We start from the raw sequence: 18571 nt of genomic DNA on the forward strand, positions 1-18571 counted from the left end.
CAAGTCCAGGAGGACACCAAGTGGCGAAGGCGAAGTTCGAGCGGACGAAGCCGCACGTCAACATCGGCACCATCGGTCACGTCGACCACGGCAAGACCACGCTGACCGCAGCGATCACCAAGGTGCTGGCTGACAAGTACCCGGATCTGAACGAGAGCTTTGCCTTCGATCAGATCGACAAGGCGCCTGAGGAGAAGGCTCGTGGTATCACGATCAACATCTCCCACGTCGAGTACCAGACGGAGAAGCGCCACTACGCACACGTCGACGCGCCGGGTCACGCCGACTACATCAAGAACATGATCACCGGTGCGGCGCAGATGGACGGTGCCATCCTCGTGGTCGCCGCCACCGACGGCCCGATGCCGCAGACCCGTGAGCACGTGCTGCTCGCCCGTCAGGTCGGCGTGCCCTACATCCTGGTCGCCCTGAACAAGGCCGACATGGTCGACGACGACGAGATCCTCGAACTCGTCGAGATGGAGGTCCGCGAACTGCTGGCCTCGCAGGAGTTCGACGAGGACGCGCCGGTCGTGCGCGTTTCCGGTCTGAAGGCGCTCGAGGGCGACCCGAAGTGGACCGAGTCGGTACTCGAGCTCATGGCCGCGGTCGACGAGTCCATCCCGGACCCGGTTCGTGAGACCGACAAGCCGTTCCTGATGCCGGTCGAGGACGTCTTCACGATCACCGGTCGTGGCACCGTCGTCACCGGTCGTGTCGAGCGCGGCATCATCAACGTGAACGAGGAAGTCGAGATCGTCGGCATCCGCGAGAAGAGCACCAAGACCACCGTCACCGGTATCGAGATGTTCCGCAAGCTGCTCGACCAGGGCCAGGCGGGCGACAACGTCGGTCTGCTGGTTCGTGGTATCAAGCGCGAAGATGTCGAGCGTGGCCAGGTTGTCGTGAAGCCGGGCACCACCACCCCGCACACCGAGTTCGAGGGTCAGGCCTACATCCTGTCCAAGGACGAGGGCGGCCGCCACACCCCGTTCTTCAACAACTACCGTCCGCAGTTCTACTTCCGTACCACGGACGTGACGGGCGTTGTGACCCTGCCCGAGGGCACCGAGATGGTCATGCCCGGTGACAACACCGAGATGTCCGTCAAGCTGATCCAGCCGGTCGCCATGGACGAGGGTCTGCGCTTCGCGATCCGCGAGGGTGGCCGCACCGTCGGCGCCGGTCGCGTCACGAAGATCATCAAGTGATTCACTGAATCGCTTTTCGAACGGCGTCGCTCCGAAAGGGGCGGCGCCGTTCGGCGTTTCGGGGGATATCTGGTGAAAAGGTGGGGTGGGCAGGGGATTTCGGGGTTATCGTCGGGGTGAGGCCCTCGGCGTTCGTGCGGGGCCGCTCTTGCCGTTGGGGACCTCGTCATTTGTTCATGGCAAGTCCACAAGGGGGCTGCACAGTGGCGAAGGCGAAATTCGATCGCACGAAGCCGCACGTCAACATTGGCACCATCGGGCATGTTGACCACGGCAAGACCACGTTGACCGCGGCGATCACCAAGGTCTTGGCGGAGAAGTATCCGAGTTTGAATCGGGTGTCCGCGTTCGATCAGATCGATAAGGCGCCGGAGGAGAAGGCGCGTGGCATCACGATCAATATCGCGCATGTCGAATATCAAACGGAGCGTAGACATTACGCGCATGTGGATGCGCCGGGGCATGCGGATTATGTGAAGAATATGATCACCGGCGCGGCGCAGATGGACGGTGCGATTCTGGTTGTCGCCGCGACCGATGGGCCGATGCCGCAGACTCGGGAGCACGTGCTGCTCGCCCGTCAGGTCGGGGTGCCCTATATCCTGGTCGCCTTGAACAAGGCCGATATGGTCGATGACGAAGAGATTCTGGAACTCGTCGAGCTGGAAGTCCGGGATCTGTTGGCGGCCCAGGAATTCGACGAGGACGCCCCGGTGATCCGGGTCTCCGGTCTGAGGGCGCTGGAGGGTGATCCGGTGTGGCAGCAATCGATCGTCGAACTACTCGATGCGGTGGACGAGGCGATTCCGGAGCCCGTGCGGGAGACCGATAAACCGTTCCTGATGCCGGTCGAGGATGTGGTCACGATTACCGGCCGCGGCACCGTGGTCACCGGCCGCATTGAGCGCGGCACCATCAAGCTCAATGATGAAGTCGAGATCATCGGTATCCGCGACAAGCGCACCAAAACGCACGTCACCGGCATCGAGATGTTCCACAAACTCCTCGATCAGGGCCAAGCGGGTGACGCCGTCGGATTGCTACTGCGCGGCGTTCGGCGCGAGGATGTGGAACGCGGTCAGGTGGTGGTGAAGCCCGGAACCATCACGCCCCATACCGTATTCGAAGGCCAGGTCTACATCCTGTCCAAAGATGAGGGCGGCCGTCACACGCCGTTCTTCAATAATTACCGCCCCCAGTTCTACTTCCGCACCACCGACGTCACCGGCGTGGTAACCCTGCCCAAGGGCACCGAAATGGTCATGCCCGGCGACAACACCGAAATGAAGGTCGAACTGATCCAACCCATAGCCATGGACGAAGGTCTCCGCTTCGCCATCCGCGAAGGCGGCCGCACTGTCGGCGCGGGCCGAGTTACCAAGATCCTTCAGTGATTTCCTGAGCGTCCCGAGCGGTGCCGCTCGGGTCCGCTCCCGGAGATTTCAGTTCGCCGCGCCCGGTTTCACGTACTCGGCGTGCAGTAGCGCTATCGGGGGCTGAACGCAGGCGTCCGCATCGAAGGGGAGCGTCACCGGGACGGTCTGGTTCGGTGGATACACCAGCAGATATTCGGCCGGAGCGCGCTCGCAGTCGTAATTTCCCGCTTGGGTGTAGCGCACTGTCGCATGCGCGACCGCGCCGGGTCCGAGGATGACCTGCCGCGGCTCGCCATCGGTGATCTGCTCGCCTCCAGGGCCGATCGACAGTGGCGGATCTCCGGCGGCCAGTGACACTTCTGGATAGCCGAAGAGCGTGCAGGTGCGTGCGCCGATATTCGTGAAATCGACGGGTGCGTAGATGCTCCCGGCCGCCGCGCTCGCGCTCTCCAGCGATAGCACGAGGTCCGTGGCGGCACAGTACGGTGCGCCAAGGGGTGGTGTCTCGGTCGGCGGGCCGTTGGTGGCGGGTGTTGTCGCTCCGGGCACCGATGCCGCGGGGACCGATGGTCCGGGAATCGGCGTATGCGTAGTTGCCGCGACAGCGGGCCGCGTGATCATGCTGGCCGATGGCGCGGGCGACGAACTCTCGCAGGCGGCCATCGGCAACGCCGCCACCAGGGCGGCCGCTGCTATCAGGCGCATATCCCAACGGTAGTCGCCCGGTGCGCAACAACGAACCACAACGTATCCGGGCATACGAACTTTTGGGCGAACTTCGCGCCGGTGCGGTAGCTGAACCCCTCCGAATGGGTACTCGAACCCATGACCTCCGAGGTTGTCGCGAGTCGGCATGGCTCGGCGCTAACGTCGAGCAAAGAGGTAAGACCGGTTGATCGGAGGAAGCATGAGCAATTCGGCCCTGGCCACCGCACTGGACGTCACCGAGGGCACGTGGACGCATGGCATGCCGTATCTCGCGCTCGGATTCGGACGGCCGCTGGTCTTCCTGCGGTGGTTCACCCCCGATCACGCCAATCCCACCGGATGGTTGCGACAGTCCGAGATCAGGACATTGGCCCCGCTCGCGGCGCATTTCCGGGTCTACGCGGTGAACCGCGCGCCCGGTATGGCCGAGGGCACGACGATGGCCGATATCGCCGCCGAGCACGCGCGGGCAATGCACGACGAATTCGGCGAACCCGTCGATGTTCTCGGCGTCTCCTCGGGTGGATCGCTGGCCCTGCAACTCGCGGCCGACCATCCCGCCGCCGTCCGGCGACTGATCATCGCCTCATCGGGCTACACCCTGGAAAACGCCGCCCGCACTGCGCAGTTGCGCTACGGCGAGGCAGCCTATGCGGGCAAGCGCGGGCTGCACCACATGGCCGGGGTCGCCTTCAGATCACCGATCGCGCAGCGCCTCGCCGCCGCGGGCATGTGGTTGGCCGATCCCCTCGCGCGCCCGCGGAATCCCGCCGACACCCTGGCCTTCATCCGCGCCGAGGACGCCTTCGACCTGGCGGGTCGGCTCGGCGATATCACCGCGCCGACCCTGGTCCTCGGCGGTGACAGCGACACCGCATACAGCACGGAGAACTTCCGCCGCACCGCGGACGGAATCCCGAACTCGCGCTTGATCATCTACCCGCATACCACCCACATCGGGGTCGTGAAGCGCTTCGTGCCCGATGTCGTCGCATTCCTCGCGGACTAGTCTGCGCAGTTGTTCGGCGCCGGATCGCCGCGCAAGCGGGCGTCGAGCCAGGACAGCACCGCGGGTACCCCGAGCACGGCGGCACTCAGATGTTCGGAGGAGTAGGTGAGTTCGGCTTGCAGCGCGACACCCGCGGCGCAATATCGCCGGTCGACATTGTCGATGGCATCGACCGGAATGAGCGGATCGGACGGTGAATGCCATTCGAAGATCGGTATTCTCGGGATGCCGTCGAAGAGTTCGAGACTGTTCTCTTCGACCACCGTCCTGGCATTCTGATCATCGGCCAGGGTCATGCTCCGCGCGTAATCGCGGGCGCTGTGCCCGGCGCCGATGTAGAGGATTTCGTTGGTGCACGCGTTGGCTATCGCGGTGCGTGCCTCCAGCCCGCGCTGATTCAGGTAGTCGCTGATCGGAAAGCGGTCCGGGTACTCCCGTTCCAGCCCGATACCGGCCGCCATCAAGAGTCCGAATGCCGGATGCGGATTGGTATTGACCCACTCCAGCATTTTCACCAGGTTCATGGGTACGCCGCCGATCGCGGCGCCCGCGATGTCCAGTTCGGGCGCGTACTGCGGCGCCATCGCGGCGGCGAATGCGGTGGCCATTCCGCCGCCGGAATAGCCCGCCATCGCGATCCTGCTGTTGGCTATTTCGAGTTCGGGAACCCGGCGAATGGCGCGAATACCGTCCAGGGTGATCTGGCCGCCGAGCCGGGCCGCGCCATAGGCGGAGTTCGGCCCGAGATGATCGGGCAGTGCGACGCTCCAGCCGTCCGACAGCACCGCGTTGAGCAGCACCGCCTCGCGCAGTTGCAGCGCCGGATCGGAGGTGTAGAGCACGCGCGACACCGTGCACTGTGTGCCGAGGCCGTTGATGATGTGCTGATAGGACAGGACCGGTGCATCGGGGCGGTGTGAGTGCGGCGTCAGCATTGTGGTCGTCGCCGCGATCGGCTGTCCAGCGGAATTGGTCGAACGGAATTTGATCTGCGTGACCATGGTTTCCGGGAAGACCAGCAGCGGTGGCAGCGGTCGCGTCGCCAGCACCTCACCCGGTTGCCTATCCGCCAGATCCTCTGGTGCCGCATAGAAGGGGTCCGGGTCCGGGGTCGGGTAAATCGGTGTGGCCCGGGCTGCGGTACCGCCCAGGAATGTCGTTGCGGCGCCGACCATGAGGCAGACGATCAATGCGCGCGTCGCGAGACCGGCGAGATCTCGAAGTGTTCGATTGATCTGCACAAGCCGAAGGTTTATCACGCGCCCCGGATGACATCGGTAAAGGCGCGCCTTTCAGTTATCCGGTCGAAAGAATGTTCAGCCGAGCTGCGTCATACCCGCTGCGACCACCCGCGCCACATTGAAGATCTCATCCGCTGTCGGCAGCGGTACCCCGTCGAGGGCGTGCAGCCGATCGCTGCTGGCAATGGCGAACATCGCCGAAACCCAGGCGGCCGCGCAGGCACGCAGCGTCCCGGGCTGGACCGGAACGGGCGCGCTGGCCTGCAGTACCCGGGCGGTGACATCGAGTAGTTGATCGCGCAGGCGGCGCAATTGGCGGCGGACATCGGGATGGGTATCGGCCTCGCGCCACATGATGACGCGCAGCACCGAGGAGTGGTGATCGCGCAGATTCAGCGCGGCATCGAGATTGACCAGGCTGGCCGCCGGATCGCCCGGCGCGACCACCGTGCCGATATCGCCGATCGGCTCCGCCGGCACCCGCTCGGCCATCAGCGTGGACAGGATCGAATCCTTGGTGGGGAAGTAATAGAAGACCAGGCCCTTGGGGACACCGGCAGCCTCGGCGATGGTCGCGGTCGCGGTCGCGTCGAATCCCTGTGCCGCGAAGAGTTTTTCCGAGGCATCGAGAATGAGCTGACGGGCGTCGCCGTCGACTTTCGCGCTACGGCGCCGCCCGCCTCGCCGGGGTTTCGGCATCTGCATCAGTGATGCGGCGCCATATCGTGCAGCCGACCCGATACCGTCGGCAGCGCCGCCACCGCGACCACCACCGTCACCACGCCCACTACCCATGCGGTCCAGGATGCGCCGCGGTAGTCGGTGTAGTCCATCGCCCATGGGGAGATGAACAGCAATGCGCCGAACAGGCCCATCGCATAGTCGGCGGCCGCCAGGGTCGGCCGGTACATCTGCGCCAGGCCGGTGAGGGCGATGAGCGCGCCCAAGACGATCAACGACCACATGGCGTTGTCGTTCGTGTTCACCCACAGGGGTGACAGCGCGGTAAAGATGCCCAGCACAACGGCCAGGAAATCCTGCGCGCGACTTTCGGTGAACATGGTGTGCCTCCTCGGGCTCTGAATTGTTCTCCTCACTCAGATCTAACTCTGATTGACCGACCGATCAATATAGATATGGATACGTTTGCACACCGATCGGCGGGTAATCCGGTGTGGCGGCCCTCACTGCGGTGTGCGACCAAGCAAAGGTTAGGGTGAGCTTCGTGTCACCCTCAGTAACGGATGCCAACTCGACCCAGCGCCGGTTCGGCGTCAATGAAGGGAAGGCTGCATGAACAGGCCGATTGTCATCGTCGGAGCCGGTCTCGCCGGGCTGCGCACCGCCGAGGAGTTGCGTCGTGCCGGATACGAGGGCGAGCTGATCCTCATCGGCGAGGAGTCGCGGCTGCCGTACGACCGCCCGCCGCTGTCCAAGCAGTTCGTGCGCGGCGAGACCGACGACACCACCCTGCGGCCCGCCGAATTCTTCGACGAGAAGCAGATCGACCTGCGGCTGAATACCGAGGCGGTCGGCGTGGATACCGCCGCGCGCCAGGTACGCCTGGCCGATGGCGGCACGCTCGTCTATGACCAGCTGATCATCGCGACCGGTCTGCGGCCGCGCCGCCTGCCCGGACTGCCCGATCTGCGGGGTGTGCACGTGCTGCGCGGACATGCCGATGCCGCCGCGCTGCGCGCCGAATTGTCCGGCGCCGGTACGGCGCTGGTGGTCGGTGCCGGATTCATCGGCTGTGAACTGGCGGCGAGCTTCCGGGCCAGCGGTGTCGAGGTCGTCCTTGTCGAACCCCAGCCGACGCCGCTGGCCTCGGTGCTCGGCGAACAGATCGGCGCGCTGGTGGCCCGCATGCATCGGGCCGAGGGCGTCGACCTGCGTTGCGAGACCGGCCTGGACACCTTCCTCGCCGATGATGCCGAGCGGGTGCGCGGCGCCATGCTCTCCGACGGCAGTGAGGTATCCGCCGATCTGGTGGTGATCGGCGTCGGATCGCGTCCGGTGACCGAATGGCTCGCCGATTCCGGTATCGAACTCGCCGAACCCGCCGCCGGTGGCGGCGTGCTCGCCGATGAGGTGGGCCGCACCTCGGTCGATGGGGTGTGGGCGGTCGGCGATGTGGCCGCCTGGCTGCACGAGACCGGGCTGCGCAAGCGCGTCGAGCATTGGACGAATGCGGGTGAGCAGGCGAAACTGCTGGCCTGCGCGCTGCTGGGCGCCGAACCGCCGACCGCGGCGCGGGTGCCGTACTTCTGGAGCGATCAGTACGACGTGAAGATCCAGGCCCTCGGCACCCCGAGCGCCAATGACGATATCCACATCGTCGCCGACGACGGCCGCAAATTCCTCGCCTACTACTCCCAGCACGGCAACCTCACCGGTGTGGTCGGCGCGGGCATGACCGGCCAGGTGATGAAGGTCCGCGCGAAGATCGCCGCGAATGCGCCGATCGCGGATCTGCTCGCGGCCACACCGTAGCGATTGCTTGCAGGTCGCTCGGAAGGATCAGTCGTAGCGATTGCTCGCGTGGGTGCTCGATACCACCGGCCCGGCGGCCGAGTAGGGCGGGCTGGTCCGCTGTAATACGGTGGTCGAGTGATCGTCGCGCTCATCGATTCCGGGCTGGGGTTGCTGCCCACGGCCGCCTGGCTGCGCAAGCTGCGGCCCGATGTCGACCTGCTGCTGCGATTGGACCCGGATGGCGCGCCGTGGGGACCCAAACCCGAGCAGTGGGTGACCGACCGGGTGGTCGACGCCGCGCGGAGTTCGGTGCAACTCGGGGCGGAGGTGATCGTGCTGCCGTGCAATACCGCCAGCGTCACCGCGCTGGACCAGGTGCGCGCGGAGGTCGGGCCCGGTGTCCCGGTGATCGGCACCGTTCCGGCGATCAAACCGGCTGCGGCGGTCTGCAAGTCGGTCGCGGTATGGGCCACCGCGGCCACCACCGCCAGTCGGTATCAGGCGGATCTGATCGCCCGCTTCGGCGGTGATGCGAAGGTGGTCGGCATCGCCTGTCACGGTTTGGCGGATTCGATCGATCGCGGTGATCTGGCCGCGGCCCGCGATTCGATCGCGCGCGCGGCCGAACAGACGCCGGACGATGTCGAGGGCGTGGTGCTCGGTTGCACCCACTACCCGCTGGTCATCGATGCCATTGTCGCCGCACTGCCCGATGGCGTTCGGCTCTTCGACAGCGCGCAAGCCGTTGCGGCACAGACGATTCGGCGCATGGATGCGCTCGGCAGGCCGACCACCGGCAATGGTGCGGTGCGGGTGCTCAACAGCGGTAGGTCGGGCGAATTGCCGGTCAGCGCAGCCGCTTTCGAATCGGGACGGATCCTGGGAGCGCAGGGATAGCGGCGATGGCCCAACCCCAACCGACCGCCGCCGCGGTGCGTGCGGCGCTGGCCGAGGTCGCCGACCCCGCCGATGCCGGCCAGTTGGCGCGGTTCTTCAAGACCGGGCCCGGTGAGTACGGCGAAGGTGATGTCTTCATCGGTGTGCGGGTGCCTGTCACCCGATCGATCGCGAAACGCTTTGCGGCACTTCCACTCGATGAGATCGATGCGCTGCTCGACAGTGCCGTGCACGAGGAGCGGCTGGCCGCGCTGGTCATCCTCAATGCCAGATTCGCCAAGGCGAGCAAGTCGCGCACGCTCGATACCGATGGGCAGGCGGCGATGGTCGAGCTCTATCTCGCCGCGGTGCGCCGGGGCCGGGTGAACAACTGGGATCTGGTCGACGTCTCCGCCGAGAACGTCATCGGCCCCTGGCTGCTCGATCGGCCACGCGACCTGCTCTTCGAACTCGCGCGCGCGGACTCTCTCTGGGAGCGCCGGGTGGCACTGCTGTCGACCTTCGCCTTCATCAAGACGGGCGATGCCTCGACCACCTTCGAACTCTGCGAACAACTCCTCGACGACCGCCGCGATCTGATCCAGAAGGCGCTCGGCTGGATGCTGCGCGAGGTCGGCAAGCGCGTCGACGAGCGACTGCTGACCGGCTTCCTCGACAAGCATGCGGCCGCTATGGGCCGCACCGCATTGAGCTATGCGACCGAGCGCCTCGATCCGGCCCTCCGCGTCCACTACCGCGGACTGTAACCGGTTGCACCGGATCAGAATTGGATGCGCAGGTGGTCGGTGACCGGATGCGCCTGGCAGCCGAGGATATAGCCGTTCTCGATATCCTCGGGATCGAGGATTTCGGCATTGTCCATTTCGACCTTGCCCTCGAGCACCGTGCACGCGCAGGAACCGCATTCGCCCTCCTGGCACGAATACGGCACATCCAGCCCCTTGGACAGCATGATGTCGACCAGGGTCTGCTTGCGCGGCCATTTCAGCTCGTGCACCTCGCCGTCGAGTTCGACCTCGACGGTGGCCGCGTCGGCAGCCTCCTCGTCGGTCACCTCGACCGGCGCCTGATCCGCGAACGGGTCTCCCGCAAGGGAATTGAACACCTCAGCGTGCGTGCGCGAACGCGGCACGTCGAGTCGGGCCAGCGCATCGTGCACCCGGTCCATGAACGGCTTCGGCCCGCACATGAAGGCGTGGTAGCCCGCGTACGGCGCGACCAGCGCGGCCAAACCATCGGCGGTCGGCAGGCCCAGCAGGTGCTCGAGCCAGTGGATGACGACGAGCCGCTGCGGATGCTTCTCGGCCAATTCGCGCAGTTCGCCGGCGAAGATCACCGATTCGTGATCACGATTGGCGTACACCAGCACAATTCGGCCGTTTCCGCGCGCCAGCGCCGATTTCAGGATGGACATCACCGGCGTGATGCCGCTGCCGGCGCCGAACAGCAGCAGATCGTCGTCGAGGTTCTTCGGCGTGAAAACGCCCGACGGCGGCAGTACTTCGAGCTGGTCGCCCGCTTTGACGTTGTCGCAGACCCAATTCGATCCATAGCCGCCCACGGTGCGCTTGACCGTCACCTTGGGCCGGTCGTCGGTGTGCGGTGAGCTGGCCAGTGAATAGCAGCGCGCCACCGAGCCGGTGATGTCGCTCGGGATGCGCAGCGTGAGGAACTGGCCCGGCTGGTAGTCGAAACGTTCGCGCAGTTCGTCGGGCACGTCGAAGACCAGCGAACAGGTGTCGGCCGTTTCGGCGATGACCGCGGATACCCGCAGCACGACCGAACGCGAACCGTGTGGAACTTCGACGGTGGTCATTTCGTCCTCTCGAACACAACCAAAACTAGAACGTGTTTCAGTTTCATCGTACGTCGGGATCGGGCTGACGGACAAGCTGGGCCTGCAGACCATCGATCAGCACTTCCATGCCGAAGTCGTAGGCGTACTTCCCGCGCAGGTCCGCCATGTATTTGGTGGCCCGCTCCACCGACTCCGGCAGTGCCACCTCCGATAGCGGTGACCGGTCGCGCGGATTCACCCGCCTGCGGCCGAACAGGTAGGTGTGGATCGTCGCGTACGCGGCCAGCACATTGCGGTCATTGAAACCCGCCTCGAACAGGATCTCCATGATGGCGGCGATCAGATCGAGCTGTTTGCCCAGCATCTGCTCGATCAGCACATCGCCCAGTCCTGGATGTTTGCGCAGCTTGTCGTCGATCTGGTCGATCAGATCGCGCAGTCGGTGCTGCCATGGCCCGGAATCGGGCGGTGGCTTGCGAACTCCGGTCAGTGCCGCGCTGGCGACGAGGTCGAGCAGCTCGCGTTTATCGGCGACGTAGTAATACGGCGCCATCGGCGAAACTCCGAGTTCGCGGGAGAGCCGACGCATCGACAGTTTCTCCACGCCGTCCTCGCGCACCACGCGCAACGCGGCCTCGACGATCTCGGATTCCGACAGTGTCCTATTTGCGGCGCTCCCAGGCCCTCCGTGGTTACGCAAGCTCCCGCCTCCGGACCTCGAGCTCGCACCGCGGGGTGTAGCCGCCCCCGCTCGTCTGCATTCGTCCGACTCCCATGCCACCTCTACCACCGCGGGCGATGTCGCCCGACATGTCCTGTTCAGCTGCTTGCCACCCGCAGTCTAGAGCGCGCGGTCGCGGCTCGGTCGGCGTGTGTGGGGAGGCGGACCTGCGCCGACGCCTGTGGTCGCGCCGGCCGGATGTGGCTCTGATGTAATTCACGTACTGAAACGTGTTCCATTTTGTCAGCTCGTGACGTTATCGTGTGAGCACGGCCGCACCCGTGGCCGCGGTAACTGGTCGCATCTCGGAGGTAGGCATGCCGGAGCACGGATCCATCGGACACACCGATACCGACAACACCGGACGGATCGCGACGATCGAATCCAGGTCGATCGAGGAGGCGCCGCTGATCGAGGAGACCCTCATCGAAGAGGTCTCCATCGACGGTATGTGCGGCGTCTACTGATCGGCGGTGCGACCATGCTCGATCTCGATACCCGATGGGAGCCGCATCCGCGGGTGGCGCTGCGGCCGGAGTCGTTCGGTGCGCTGCTCTACCACTTCGGCACGCGCAAACTCTCCTTCCTGAAGAGCCGACGGATCCTCGAGATCGTGCGGTCGCTGCCCGCGCATGCCTCGGCGCGTGCGGCGCTGCGGGCGGCGGGCGTCTCGGACGACCTCGCCGGGCCGTATGTGCGCGCCTTGGCGCAGTTGGCCGATTCGCACATGATCAGGCAGGCCGCGTCGGGCAGTGCGCCCACGCCGATGCCCGCACCGCTTCCGCTGGCCGGGCAGCCGCGAGCCGCCACGGGTGGGCGGCTGATCGATCGGTTCGAAACCGGTTTGGCCGCACCGATCTGCCTGACGTGGGAGCTGACCTACGCCTGCAATCTGTCCTGTGTGCACTGTCTGTCCTCTTCCGGCCGCCGCGATCCGCGCGAGCTGAGCACCGAGCAGTGCAAGGCGCTGATCGACGAGTTCGAACGCATGCAGATCTTCTATGTGAACATCGGCGGCGGCGAACCCACTGTGCGCCAGGACTTCTGGGAGCTGGTCGACTACGCGACCGCGCACCATGTCGGAGTGAAGTTCTCCACCAACGGAGTTCGCATCACACCGGAGGTCGCCGCGCGCCTGGCAGCCAGTGACTATGTGGACGTACAGATTTCGTTGGATGGCGCCGACGCCGAGGTCAACGATGCGGTGCGCGGACCGGGATCCTACGCCATGGCGATCCGGGCATTGGAGAATCTGGCGGCGGCCGGATTCACCGACGCGAAGCTGTCGGTGGTCGCGACTCGGCACAACATCGCCCAGCTCGACGAGTTCAAGGCGATTGCCGATAGATACGGTGCCACACTGCGTTTGACGCGGCTGCGGCCATCGGGTCGGGGTGCGGATGTCTGGGACGAACTGCACCCGCTTCCGCAACAGCAACGGGTGCTCTACGACTGGCTGGTGCGCAATGGCGAAGGCGTGCTCACCGGCGATTCGTTCTTCCACCTCTCCGCATTCGGCCAGGCGCTGCCCGGCCTGAACATGTGCGGTGCGGGCCGGGTGGTCTGCCTGGTGGATCCGGTCGGCGACGTGTACGCCTGCCCCTTCGCGATTCACGACAGGTTCCGTGCCGGAAATGTGGTGGCGGACGGCGGTTTCCGCACCGTCTGGCAGGAATCGGAACTCTTCGCCGAACTGCGCGAGCCCACCGGTGGCGGCGCGTGCTCCGGCTGCGCCCACTACGACTCCTGCCGCGGCGGTTGCATGGCGGCGAAGTTCTTCACCGGACTGCCCGCGGATGGACCCGATCCGGAGTGTGTGCAGGGCTACGGCGAGGCGGCGCTTGCCGACGCCGGTCGGATGATCCCGCGCTCTTCGGTCGACCACTCGCGCCGATCTGCGGCGAGCCGACCCGGATCGCGCAAGTCGGGTCCGATTCCGCTGACGCTGTCGATATCTCGCCCCGCCACTGAACGCACATCGCCGGAGCGGCGACCCGCGCGCGCCTGCGATGAGAGTCCACTGACATGATTTCGAGCCGGTAGCCAGTTATGTGCTGCATGATCAATCGACGATGGCTATCGAGTGGCAAATCGATGATTGCCCGCTCGTTGCCGGATGGCTTCGGCGAGTCGCTCGCGACCCGCCGGAAAGCCGTGTCGGGAGATATCCCGCCCCGCGGGCGTATTCGTACGGAATTCGGTCCTTTTTTCCGGACTGATGATGCCAATGCACGAATCTCCGCCTAGCATGCCAGGAATGCGCCATGATCGCCTGCCCGATGGATTCGGGGTGCGGATCGATCCACGGGTACGCGCATACTCCGGGGGACGCATCTTGATCGGGGGTTCGCCCGCCCGGTTGCTGCGACTTGCCCCGGAGGCCGCCGAGATGATCGGCGACGGGTACCTCGAGGTCACCGGCCCGAAGTCCGCCGTTGTTGCCAGACGGCTGCTCGACTCCGGTGTCGCTAATCCGCGTCCCCAGCTGCTGCCCTCGCTCGATGACGTGACCGTGATCGTGCCCCTGCACAACAACACCGACGGCCTGGCCCGACTGCTCGCGGCCCTGCGCGGGCACAATGTGATCGTCGTCGACGATGGTTCGGATCAGCCCGTCCAGATCCCGCGCAACCGTGGCACCCGCTGCCGGGTGACGGTGCTGCGCCACGACCGCAGACAGGGCCCGGCCGCCGCGCGCAATGCCGGATTGCGGGCCGCGACAACCGACTTCGTCGCCTTCCTGGACTCCGACGTCGTCCCGCGCAGCGGCTGGCTCGAGGTGATGCTGGGGCATTTCAGCGATCCGGAGGTGGCGCTGGTCGCGCCCCGGATCGTCACACTCGATCCGGAGTCGAATGCGCTGGCGCGCTATGAACACACCCGCTCCTCACTCGATCTCGGTCGGCGCGAATCGGCCGTGCAGTCGCGCGGACTGGTGTCGTATGTGCCCAGCGCCGCGCTGCTGGTGCGCCGCAGGGCGCTGCTGGCCGAGGGCGGATTCGACGAGTCGATGCAGGTGGCCGAGGACGTCGATCTGTGCTGGCGGTTGGAGCAGGCGCGCTGGCGGCTGCGCTATGAGCCCGCGGCGCACGTGGCGCACGATAATCGAATCTCGTTCCGCGCCTGGTTCGGTCGCAAACTCTTCTACGGCACCGGCGCCGCACCGCTCGGCGAGCGGCATCCGGGCATGGTGACGCCGCTGTCGATGCCGCTCTGGACGGCGGTGGCGACCATACTGTTCGCCACGCTGACGAAATGGGGACTGCTCGGCGGACTGGTCACCATGGTGACCGCGCTGGCCCGACTGCACCGGGTGTTCACCGGACTGGACAACCCGACGCGAATCGCGGCGATCTATCTGGCGCGCGGCTACTTCGCGGGTATCTGGCGGCTGGCATCTGCCATGTGCCGACACTATTGGCCGATCACCATGGTGGCGATGATGCTGTCGCGGCGGGTGCGGCGCATCGCGGTCACCATGGCGGTCGCTGATGGCTTCGCCGACTGGTTCACCCACCGGGACGCGGGCGGCCTCGACCCGTTCCGCTATGTGGCCTACAAGCGGATGGACGATATCGCGTACGGAACCGGCTTGTGGCTGGGCGCATTCCGCGCCCGCAGCCTGGAGTCGCTCAAGCCGAGTACGCCCCGGAGCTGAATCGAACGTGTGATGGCTTTACCACCCGATGAGCTGATGTAGATGGTCGATACGCTGATCGTCGGTGGTGGCACGGCCGGTTGCGTCCTGGCGGCCAGGCTGAGCGAGGATCCGAACCACAGTGTGCGGCTGGTCGAGGCCGGTCCGGTGTCGATCGATGCGGCGCAACTGCTCGACGCGACCCGGATGCCGATCGGTCCCGAATCGACCGTGGTGTGGCGCTACCCCGTTGACCTGGCCGCCAGTGTTGTCGGAAATATTGTGCGCGGCAGGGTGATCGGTGGATCGGGCGCGATCAACGGCGGCTATTTCGTGCGCGCGACGGCGGCCGATTTCACGGCGTGGAGCAAGGAGTTGGACGGCGCGGCGAGCTGGTCCTTCGATGCGGTGCTGCCCGCCTATCGCCGCCTCGAGCGCGATCACGATTACGGCGATCGGCCGGGGCACGGCACGACGGGGCCGATACCGGTGCGCCGCACCGCCGACCCGACACCGCTGAGTCGCGAATTCGCCTCGGCCTGTGCGGCACTCGGCCTTGCCTCGATTCCCGACCTGAACGCGCTGCCCGGGGCCGCTCCGGCCGAAGGCTACGGACCGGTGCCGTGCAATGTCGAGCACGGCAGGCGGGTCGACACCGGGACGGCTTATCTTGCGCCCGCGCTCGCCCGGCCGAACCTCACCGTCACCGGCGCGATGGTGGTGACTCGCATCCGTTTCGACGGCACTCGCGCCGTCGGCGTCGACTACCTGCACGAGGGCAGGGCGGGCACGCTCGCGGCCGATCACATCGTGCTGTGTGCGGGCGCCATCGAATCCGCCGCGCTGTTGCTGCGCTCCGGTATCGGCGATCCGCGGCAGCTGCGGGCGCTGGATATTCCGGTGCTGCATCCCGCGCCGGTCGGCGCGTGGTTCAGTGATCATCCCGAGATCGGCATCGAGTATCGCAGTGCTGCGGCGCTCGCGAGCGGCGCCGGTATCCCGCTGGAATATGTGCTGGAACTCGACGATGTCGAAATCCGTCCGTACGCCGTATCGTTTACCCCGTATATCCATCGTTTAGGTGTTGCGCTCATGCGTCCGCGATCCGAAGGGGTGCTCCGGCTGCGTTCCGCTGATCCCGTCGACGCGCCGCTCATCGATTTCCGCTACTTATCGGCGGCCACCGATCGGATTCGATTGCGCGAAGCGGTGACCATCGCGCTCGAGGTATTGCACGGAATCCCGATCCTGCGCGCGCCGGAATCGATACCGGAACCCACCGATGCGTGGCTGCACGCGAATCTGGCTACCTCTCAACATCTGTCGGGAACCTGCCGAATGGGCGGTGCGGACGACGAACGCGCGGTGGTCGACGAGCGGTGCCGAGTGCACGGCACGACCGGCTTATCCGTGGTGGATCTTTCCGTTGTGCCGGTGCCGCTGAGCCGCGGTCCGAAGGCGACGACGGTAATGATCGCCGAACGCGTCAGCGAATATCTCACCTAAGGATCTGAAAGACGGGTAGGTCACATTTGTACGAGGTCTGAACGGGGTGTGAGCTGGCGGACAAACCAAGACAACCGCCGTTGTCTGGTAATGCGCGCCGGTACAGTTTGGGGCGGAAAGAAAGGCAAATGGTCAGCAATCTTGCAGGTGGGCGGCCCCCACGGCACGGCGTCGAACCCGGCACTCAACTCGGCGCTCTGGAAGCCTATGCCGCACAAGCACACGGATACCTTAGCGCGGGTGGTGAGCAGCTGTCGCAGCTTGCCGGTCTGCTGCGTCCGGTCGTGCTCGAATCCTGGCTGCGCAGCGTGCGCGGCGGCATCGACCCGATGGACGTGCTGGACGGGCGCGGCCTGCGCGGTGCCGATCTGCAGCGCTATCGCGATGCGCACCCGTTTGCCGCATTGATGCCGCTGATCGACAAACTGCTCGTACAGGACACGGCCAGAACGGGTTTGATCGTCGCGGTGGCCGATCAATTCGGCCGGGTGCTGTGGGTGCACGGCAATACCGATCAGGTCGACGCGGCCGCCGAAATCGGTCTGCGCGCCGGTGACGACCTGAGCGAACGCCGCATCGGAACCAATGCCGTCGGCCTGGTGGTGCGTACCGGTCGGGCCGCGTGGATCCATGGGCCCGAACACTTTCTGCACCGGATGCATCAGATCACCGGTGCCGCCGCGCCGGTACACGATCCCGACGGCAGGCTGGTCGGGGTGCTGATGATCGCCGGGGGCGTGCGGGTGGCCAAACCGGAGATCCTGGCGCTGGTGAAGGCGACATCGACTGCGGCCGAAATGGATCTGCTGCTGAATGCCATGCGGGCGGGGCAGCACGGGTCGGCGGGCCGTGCCGTGGCCTATGACAGCACGACGGGCGAAATCGCCTTGGCCCGGCTCGGTCTGGATGTGCTGGGGCTCGGGCAGCCGCTGCTGAGCGTCGCGGGTGATCGAGTTCCGTTGTCGCAGCGGCACGCTGAGATCCTGCTGCTGCTCGCCGAACATCCCGAAGGGCTCGGCGCCGACCATCTCGCGCTGCTGCTCGATGACACAGATCTTGACAACGGCACCATTCGCGCCGCCATGTCGCGGCTGCGTGCGGTGGTCGGTCCGAACGTATTCGGTTCGCGCCCATATCGGTTGCGGGTGCATGTCGCAACCGATATCGAAGCGCTGCGGGCGGCACTCGACTCCGGTGATGTCGATTCCGCATTACGGCTGTACGCCGGTCCGGTGCTGCCGCGCTCGACCGCACCCGGAATTATTGATATTCGAGATGAACTTCGGGTTCGGCTGCGTACCGCGGTACTCAGTTCCGGCGATACCGCGGTGCTGCGCCGGTGGACCGCATGCGCCGAGGGGCGTGACGATGCCGCGTCCTGGGCCGCCTATCGCGCGACGGTGGATCGTGATTCGCCGTTATATGCGCAGATCGAGGCCAAGATTCGAGTGCTCGATCGGCGCTTGGGCGCCGATGCAACGCGGATGCAACGTTCGGGCTCATAGTCTGCACATCCGAAAGTGCCGTGGCTCACATACGCGATCGAAATGTGGTCGCGGACACAGCTTTGCCCTGTTGCGTCGGTCCAGTTGAGAGCGCTGGACGATCGACCAACTTTTTTTAGTGCAAAAAGTTCCTTTTTATTAACCAAGCGCCTAATGTTCGCAATGCACGGATCACATCCGTGTGATGAAGCTGACACAGCCGCGGCGCCCGCACCGCGGCAGCAACGTTGGAGGAGCGATCAAGAGCTAGGCGCAAGCGGTGACCGTCGGTCGCCGCGGTGGTGACCGACGGTCACCGATCTCGTTTTCACGCAATCTGTTCCGATCTCGTGTGGGGGCCGTCGTTGTGCCCCGCGCATTCGCCGAATCATCTTGTGGTGGCGTCCCAGCCATGCGTCCAACGCTGAACTGCGTTGCCGCAGGGGCTTTATTCGTCGTGCCCAAAAGCGTTCGGCCAGCTGTTGTTTCGCCGAACGAGGAGGCTCTG

17 protein-coding genes are annotated in these 18571 nt (G+C 65.6%); 11 read left to right on the plus strand and 6 right to left on the minus strand.

The window, feature by feature from the left end:
- Window positions 1-20: 20 nt before the first annotated feature.
- Together tuf (ACQP2D_RS04970) and tuf (ACQP2D_RS04975) are read left to right on the plus strand one after the other, a co-directional pair.
- Entirely contained in the window at window positions 21-1211 is a 1191-nt protein-coding gene (tuf, locus tag ACQP2D_RS04970; RefSeq protein WP_420772619.1) for an elongation factor Tu, read from the plus strand.
- 203 nt (window positions 1212-1414) lie between these two features.
- On the plus strand, window positions 1415-2605 hold the full coding sequence (gene tuf / locus ACQP2D_RS04975; RefSeq protein WP_433682535.1) for an elongation factor Tu: 1191 nt from the start codon (window positions 1415-1417) through the stop codon (window positions 2603-2605).
- A 48-nt stretch (window positions 2606-2653) separates the two neighbouring features.
- Here tuf (ACQP2D_RS04975) and ACQP2D_RS04980 read toward each other — a convergent pair whose 3' ends face one another.
- On the minus strand, window positions 2654-3292 hold the full coding sequence (locus ACQP2D_RS04980) for a DUF4232 domain-containing protein (RefSeq protein ID WP_433682536.1): 639 nt from the start codon (window positions 3290-3292) through the stop codon (window positions 2654-2656).
- A 202-nt stretch (window positions 3293-3494) separates the two neighbouring features.
- Between ACQP2D_RS04980 and ACQP2D_RS04985 the strand changes: the two genes are divergently transcribed.
- A complete protein-coding gene (locus ACQP2D_RS04985; RefSeq protein WP_433682537.1) occupies window positions 3495-4304 on the plus strand; it encodes an alpha/beta fold hydrolase in 810 nt (269 codons plus the stop codon).
- Here ACQP2D_RS04985 and ACQP2D_RS04990 read toward each other — a convergent pair.
- The 3 genes from ACQP2D_RS04990 to ACQP2D_RS05000 all read right to left on the minus strand — a co-directional run bounded on the left by ACQP2D_RS04990 (window position 4301) and on the right by ACQP2D_RS05000 (window position 6606).
- The gene (locus ACQP2D_RS04990) at window positions 4301-5479 is read right to left on the minus strand and encodes a lipase family protein (protein ID WP_433685535.1); all 1179 of its coding nucleotides are present in this window, start codon (window positions 5477-5479) and stop codon (window positions 4301-4303) included. The genes ACQP2D_RS04985 and ACQP2D_RS04990 overlap by 4 nt on opposite strands.
- 141 nt (window positions 5480-5620) lie before the next feature.
- Window positions 5621-6244 (minus strand): TetR/AcrR family transcriptional regulator, encoded by a 624-nt coding sequence (locus ACQP2D_RS04995; RefSeq protein ID WP_433682538.1) that lies wholly within the window; start codon window positions 6242-6244, stop codon window positions 5621-5623.
- A gap of 5 nt (window positions 6245-6249) precedes the next feature.
- Window positions 6250-6606 (minus strand): SPW repeat domain-containing protein, encoded by a 357-nt coding sequence (locus ACQP2D_RS05000; protein ID WP_433682539.1) that lies wholly within the window; start codon window positions 6604-6606, stop codon window positions 6250-6252.
- A gap of 232 nt (window positions 6607-6838) precedes the next feature.
- Between ACQP2D_RS05000 and ACQP2D_RS05005 the strand changes: the two genes are divergently transcribed.
- From ACQP2D_RS05005 to ACQP2D_RS05015, 3 genes are all read left to right on the plus strand, one after another.
- On the plus strand, window positions 6839-8038 hold the full coding sequence (locus ACQP2D_RS05005; protein ID WP_433682540.1) for an NAD(P)/FAD-dependent oxidoreductase: 1200 nt from the start codon (window positions 6839-6841) through the stop codon (window positions 8036-8038).
- 117 nt (window positions 8039-8155) lie between these two features.
- Window positions 8156-8917, plus strand: coding sequence for a glutamate racemase (locus tag ACQP2D_RS05010; RefSeq protein WP_433682541.1), 762 nt, complete (start codon window positions 8156-8158; stop codon window positions 8915-8917).
- A 5-nt stretch (window positions 8918-8922) separates the two neighbouring features.
- Window positions 8923-9663, plus strand: a complete 741-nt coding sequence (locus tag ACQP2D_RS05015) for a DNA alkylation repair protein (protein ID WP_433682542.1) — start codon at window positions 8923-8925, stop codon at window positions 9661-9663.
- A gap of 14 nt (window positions 9664-9677) precedes the next feature.
- On the opposite strand, the gene ACQP2D_RS05020 is transcribed toward ACQP2D_RS05015, so the two are convergent.
- Both ACQP2D_RS05020 and mftR2 read right to left on the minus strand, forming a co-directional pair.
- A complete protein-coding gene (locus ACQP2D_RS05020; protein WP_433682543.1) occupies window positions 9678-10733 on the minus strand; it encodes a 2Fe-2S iron-sulfur cluster-binding protein in 1056 nt (351 codons plus the stop codon).
- 43 nt (window positions 10734-10776) lie between these two features.
- Window positions 10777-11415, minus strand: a complete 639-nt coding sequence (gene mftR2, locus ACQP2D_RS05025; protein WP_433682544.1) for a mycofactocin system transcriptional regulator MftR2 — start codon at window positions 11413-11415, stop codon at window positions 10777-10779.
- 398 nt (window positions 11416-11813) lie between these two features.
- On the opposite strand from mftR2, the gene mftA reads away from it, so the two are divergent.
- From mftA to ACQP2D_RS05050, 5 genes are all read left to right on the plus strand, one after another.
- Complete coding sequence (gene mftA, locus ACQP2D_RS05030; RefSeq protein ID WP_354956351.1) at window positions 11814-11903, plus strand: mycofactocin precursor MftA; 90 nt, start codon at window positions 11814-11816, stop codon at window positions 11901-11903.
- A gap of 14 nt (window positions 11904-11917) precedes the next feature.
- Complete coding sequence (gene mftC / locus ACQP2D_RS05035) at window positions 11918-13465, plus strand: mycofactocin radical SAM maturase (RefSeq protein ID WP_433685537.1); 1548 nt, start codon at window positions 11918-11920, stop codon at window positions 13463-13465.
- Window positions 13466-13693: 228 nt separating this feature from the next.
- The gene (mftF, locus tag ACQP2D_RS05040) at window positions 13694-15094 is read left to right on the plus strand and encodes a mycofactocin biosynthesis glycosyltransferase MftF (protein WP_433682545.1); all 1401 of its coding nucleotides are present in this window, start codon (window positions 13694-13696) and stop codon (window positions 15092-15094) included.
- Window positions 15095-15136: 42 nt separating this feature from the next.
- Window positions 15137-16579 (plus strand): mycofactocin dehydrogenase MftG, encoded by a 1443-nt coding sequence (gene mftG / locus ACQP2D_RS05045; RefSeq protein ID WP_433682546.1) that lies wholly within the window; start codon window positions 15137-15139, stop codon window positions 16577-16579.
- Between the two features lie 128 nt (window positions 16580-16707).
- Window positions 16708-18084, plus strand: coding sequence for a GAF domain-containing protein (locus ACQP2D_RS05050; RefSeq protein WP_433682547.1), 1377 nt, complete (start codon window positions 16708-16710; stop codon window positions 18082-18084).
- Window positions 18085-18571 lie beyond the last annotated feature (487 nt).

Origin of the sequence: Nocardia sp. CA-119907 (assembly GCF_050955995.1) — a bacterium.
GTDB lineage: Bacteria > Actinomycetota > Actinomycetes > Mycobacteriales > Mycobacteriaceae > Nocardia.

Bases quoted from the DNA above. Each gene is read 5' to 3' on its own strand.
- ACQP2D_RS04980 (WP_433682536.1), bottom strand. From the start codon at position 3,292: ATGCGCCTGATAGCAGCGGCCGCCCTGGTGGCGGCGTTGCCGATGGCC.
- ACQP2D_RS04985 (WP_433682537.1), top strand. From the start codon at position 3,495: ATGAGCAATTCGGCCCTGGCCACCGCACTGGACGTCACCGAGGGCACG.
- ACQP2D_RS04990 (WP_433685535.1), bottom strand. From the start codon at position 5,479: ATGGTCGGCGCCGCAACGACATTCCTGGGCGGTACCGCAGCCCGGGCC.
- ACQP2D_RS04995 (WP_433682538.1), bottom strand. From the start codon at position 6,244: ATGCCGAAACCCCGGCGAGGCGGGCGGCGCCGTAGCGCGAAAGTCGAC.
- ACQP2D_RS05000 (WP_433682539.1), bottom strand. From the start codon at position 6,606: ATGTTCACCGAAAGTCGCGCGCAGGATTTCCTGGCCGTTGTGCTGGGC.
- ACQP2D_RS05005 (WP_433682540.1), top strand. From the start codon at position 6,839: ATGAACAGGCCGATTGTCATCGTCGGAGCCGGTCTCGCCGGGCTGCGC.
- ACQP2D_RS05015 (WP_433682542.1), top strand. From the start codon at position 8,923: ATGGCCCAACCCCAACCGACCGCCGCCGCGGTGCGTGCGGCGCTGGCC.
- ACQP2D_RS05020 (WP_433682543.1), bottom strand. From the start codon at position 10,733: ATGACCACCGTCGAAGTTCCACACGGTTCGCGTTCGGTCGTGCTGCGG.
- mftC (WP_433685537.1), top strand. From the start codon at position 11,918: ATGCTCGATCTCGATACCCGATGGGAGCCGCATCCGCGGGTGGCGCTG.
- mftF (WP_433682545.1), top strand. From the start codon at position 13,694: ATGCGCCATGATCGCCTGCCCGATGGATTCGGGGTGCGGATCGATCCA.
- mftG (WP_433682546.1), top strand. From the start codon at position 15,137: ATGGTCGATACGCTGATCGTCGGTGGTGGCACGGCCGGTTGCGTCCTG.
- ACQP2D_RS05050 (WP_433682547.1), top strand. From the start codon at position 16,708: ATGGTCAGCAATCTTGCAGGTGGGCGGCCCCCACGGCACGGCGTCGAA.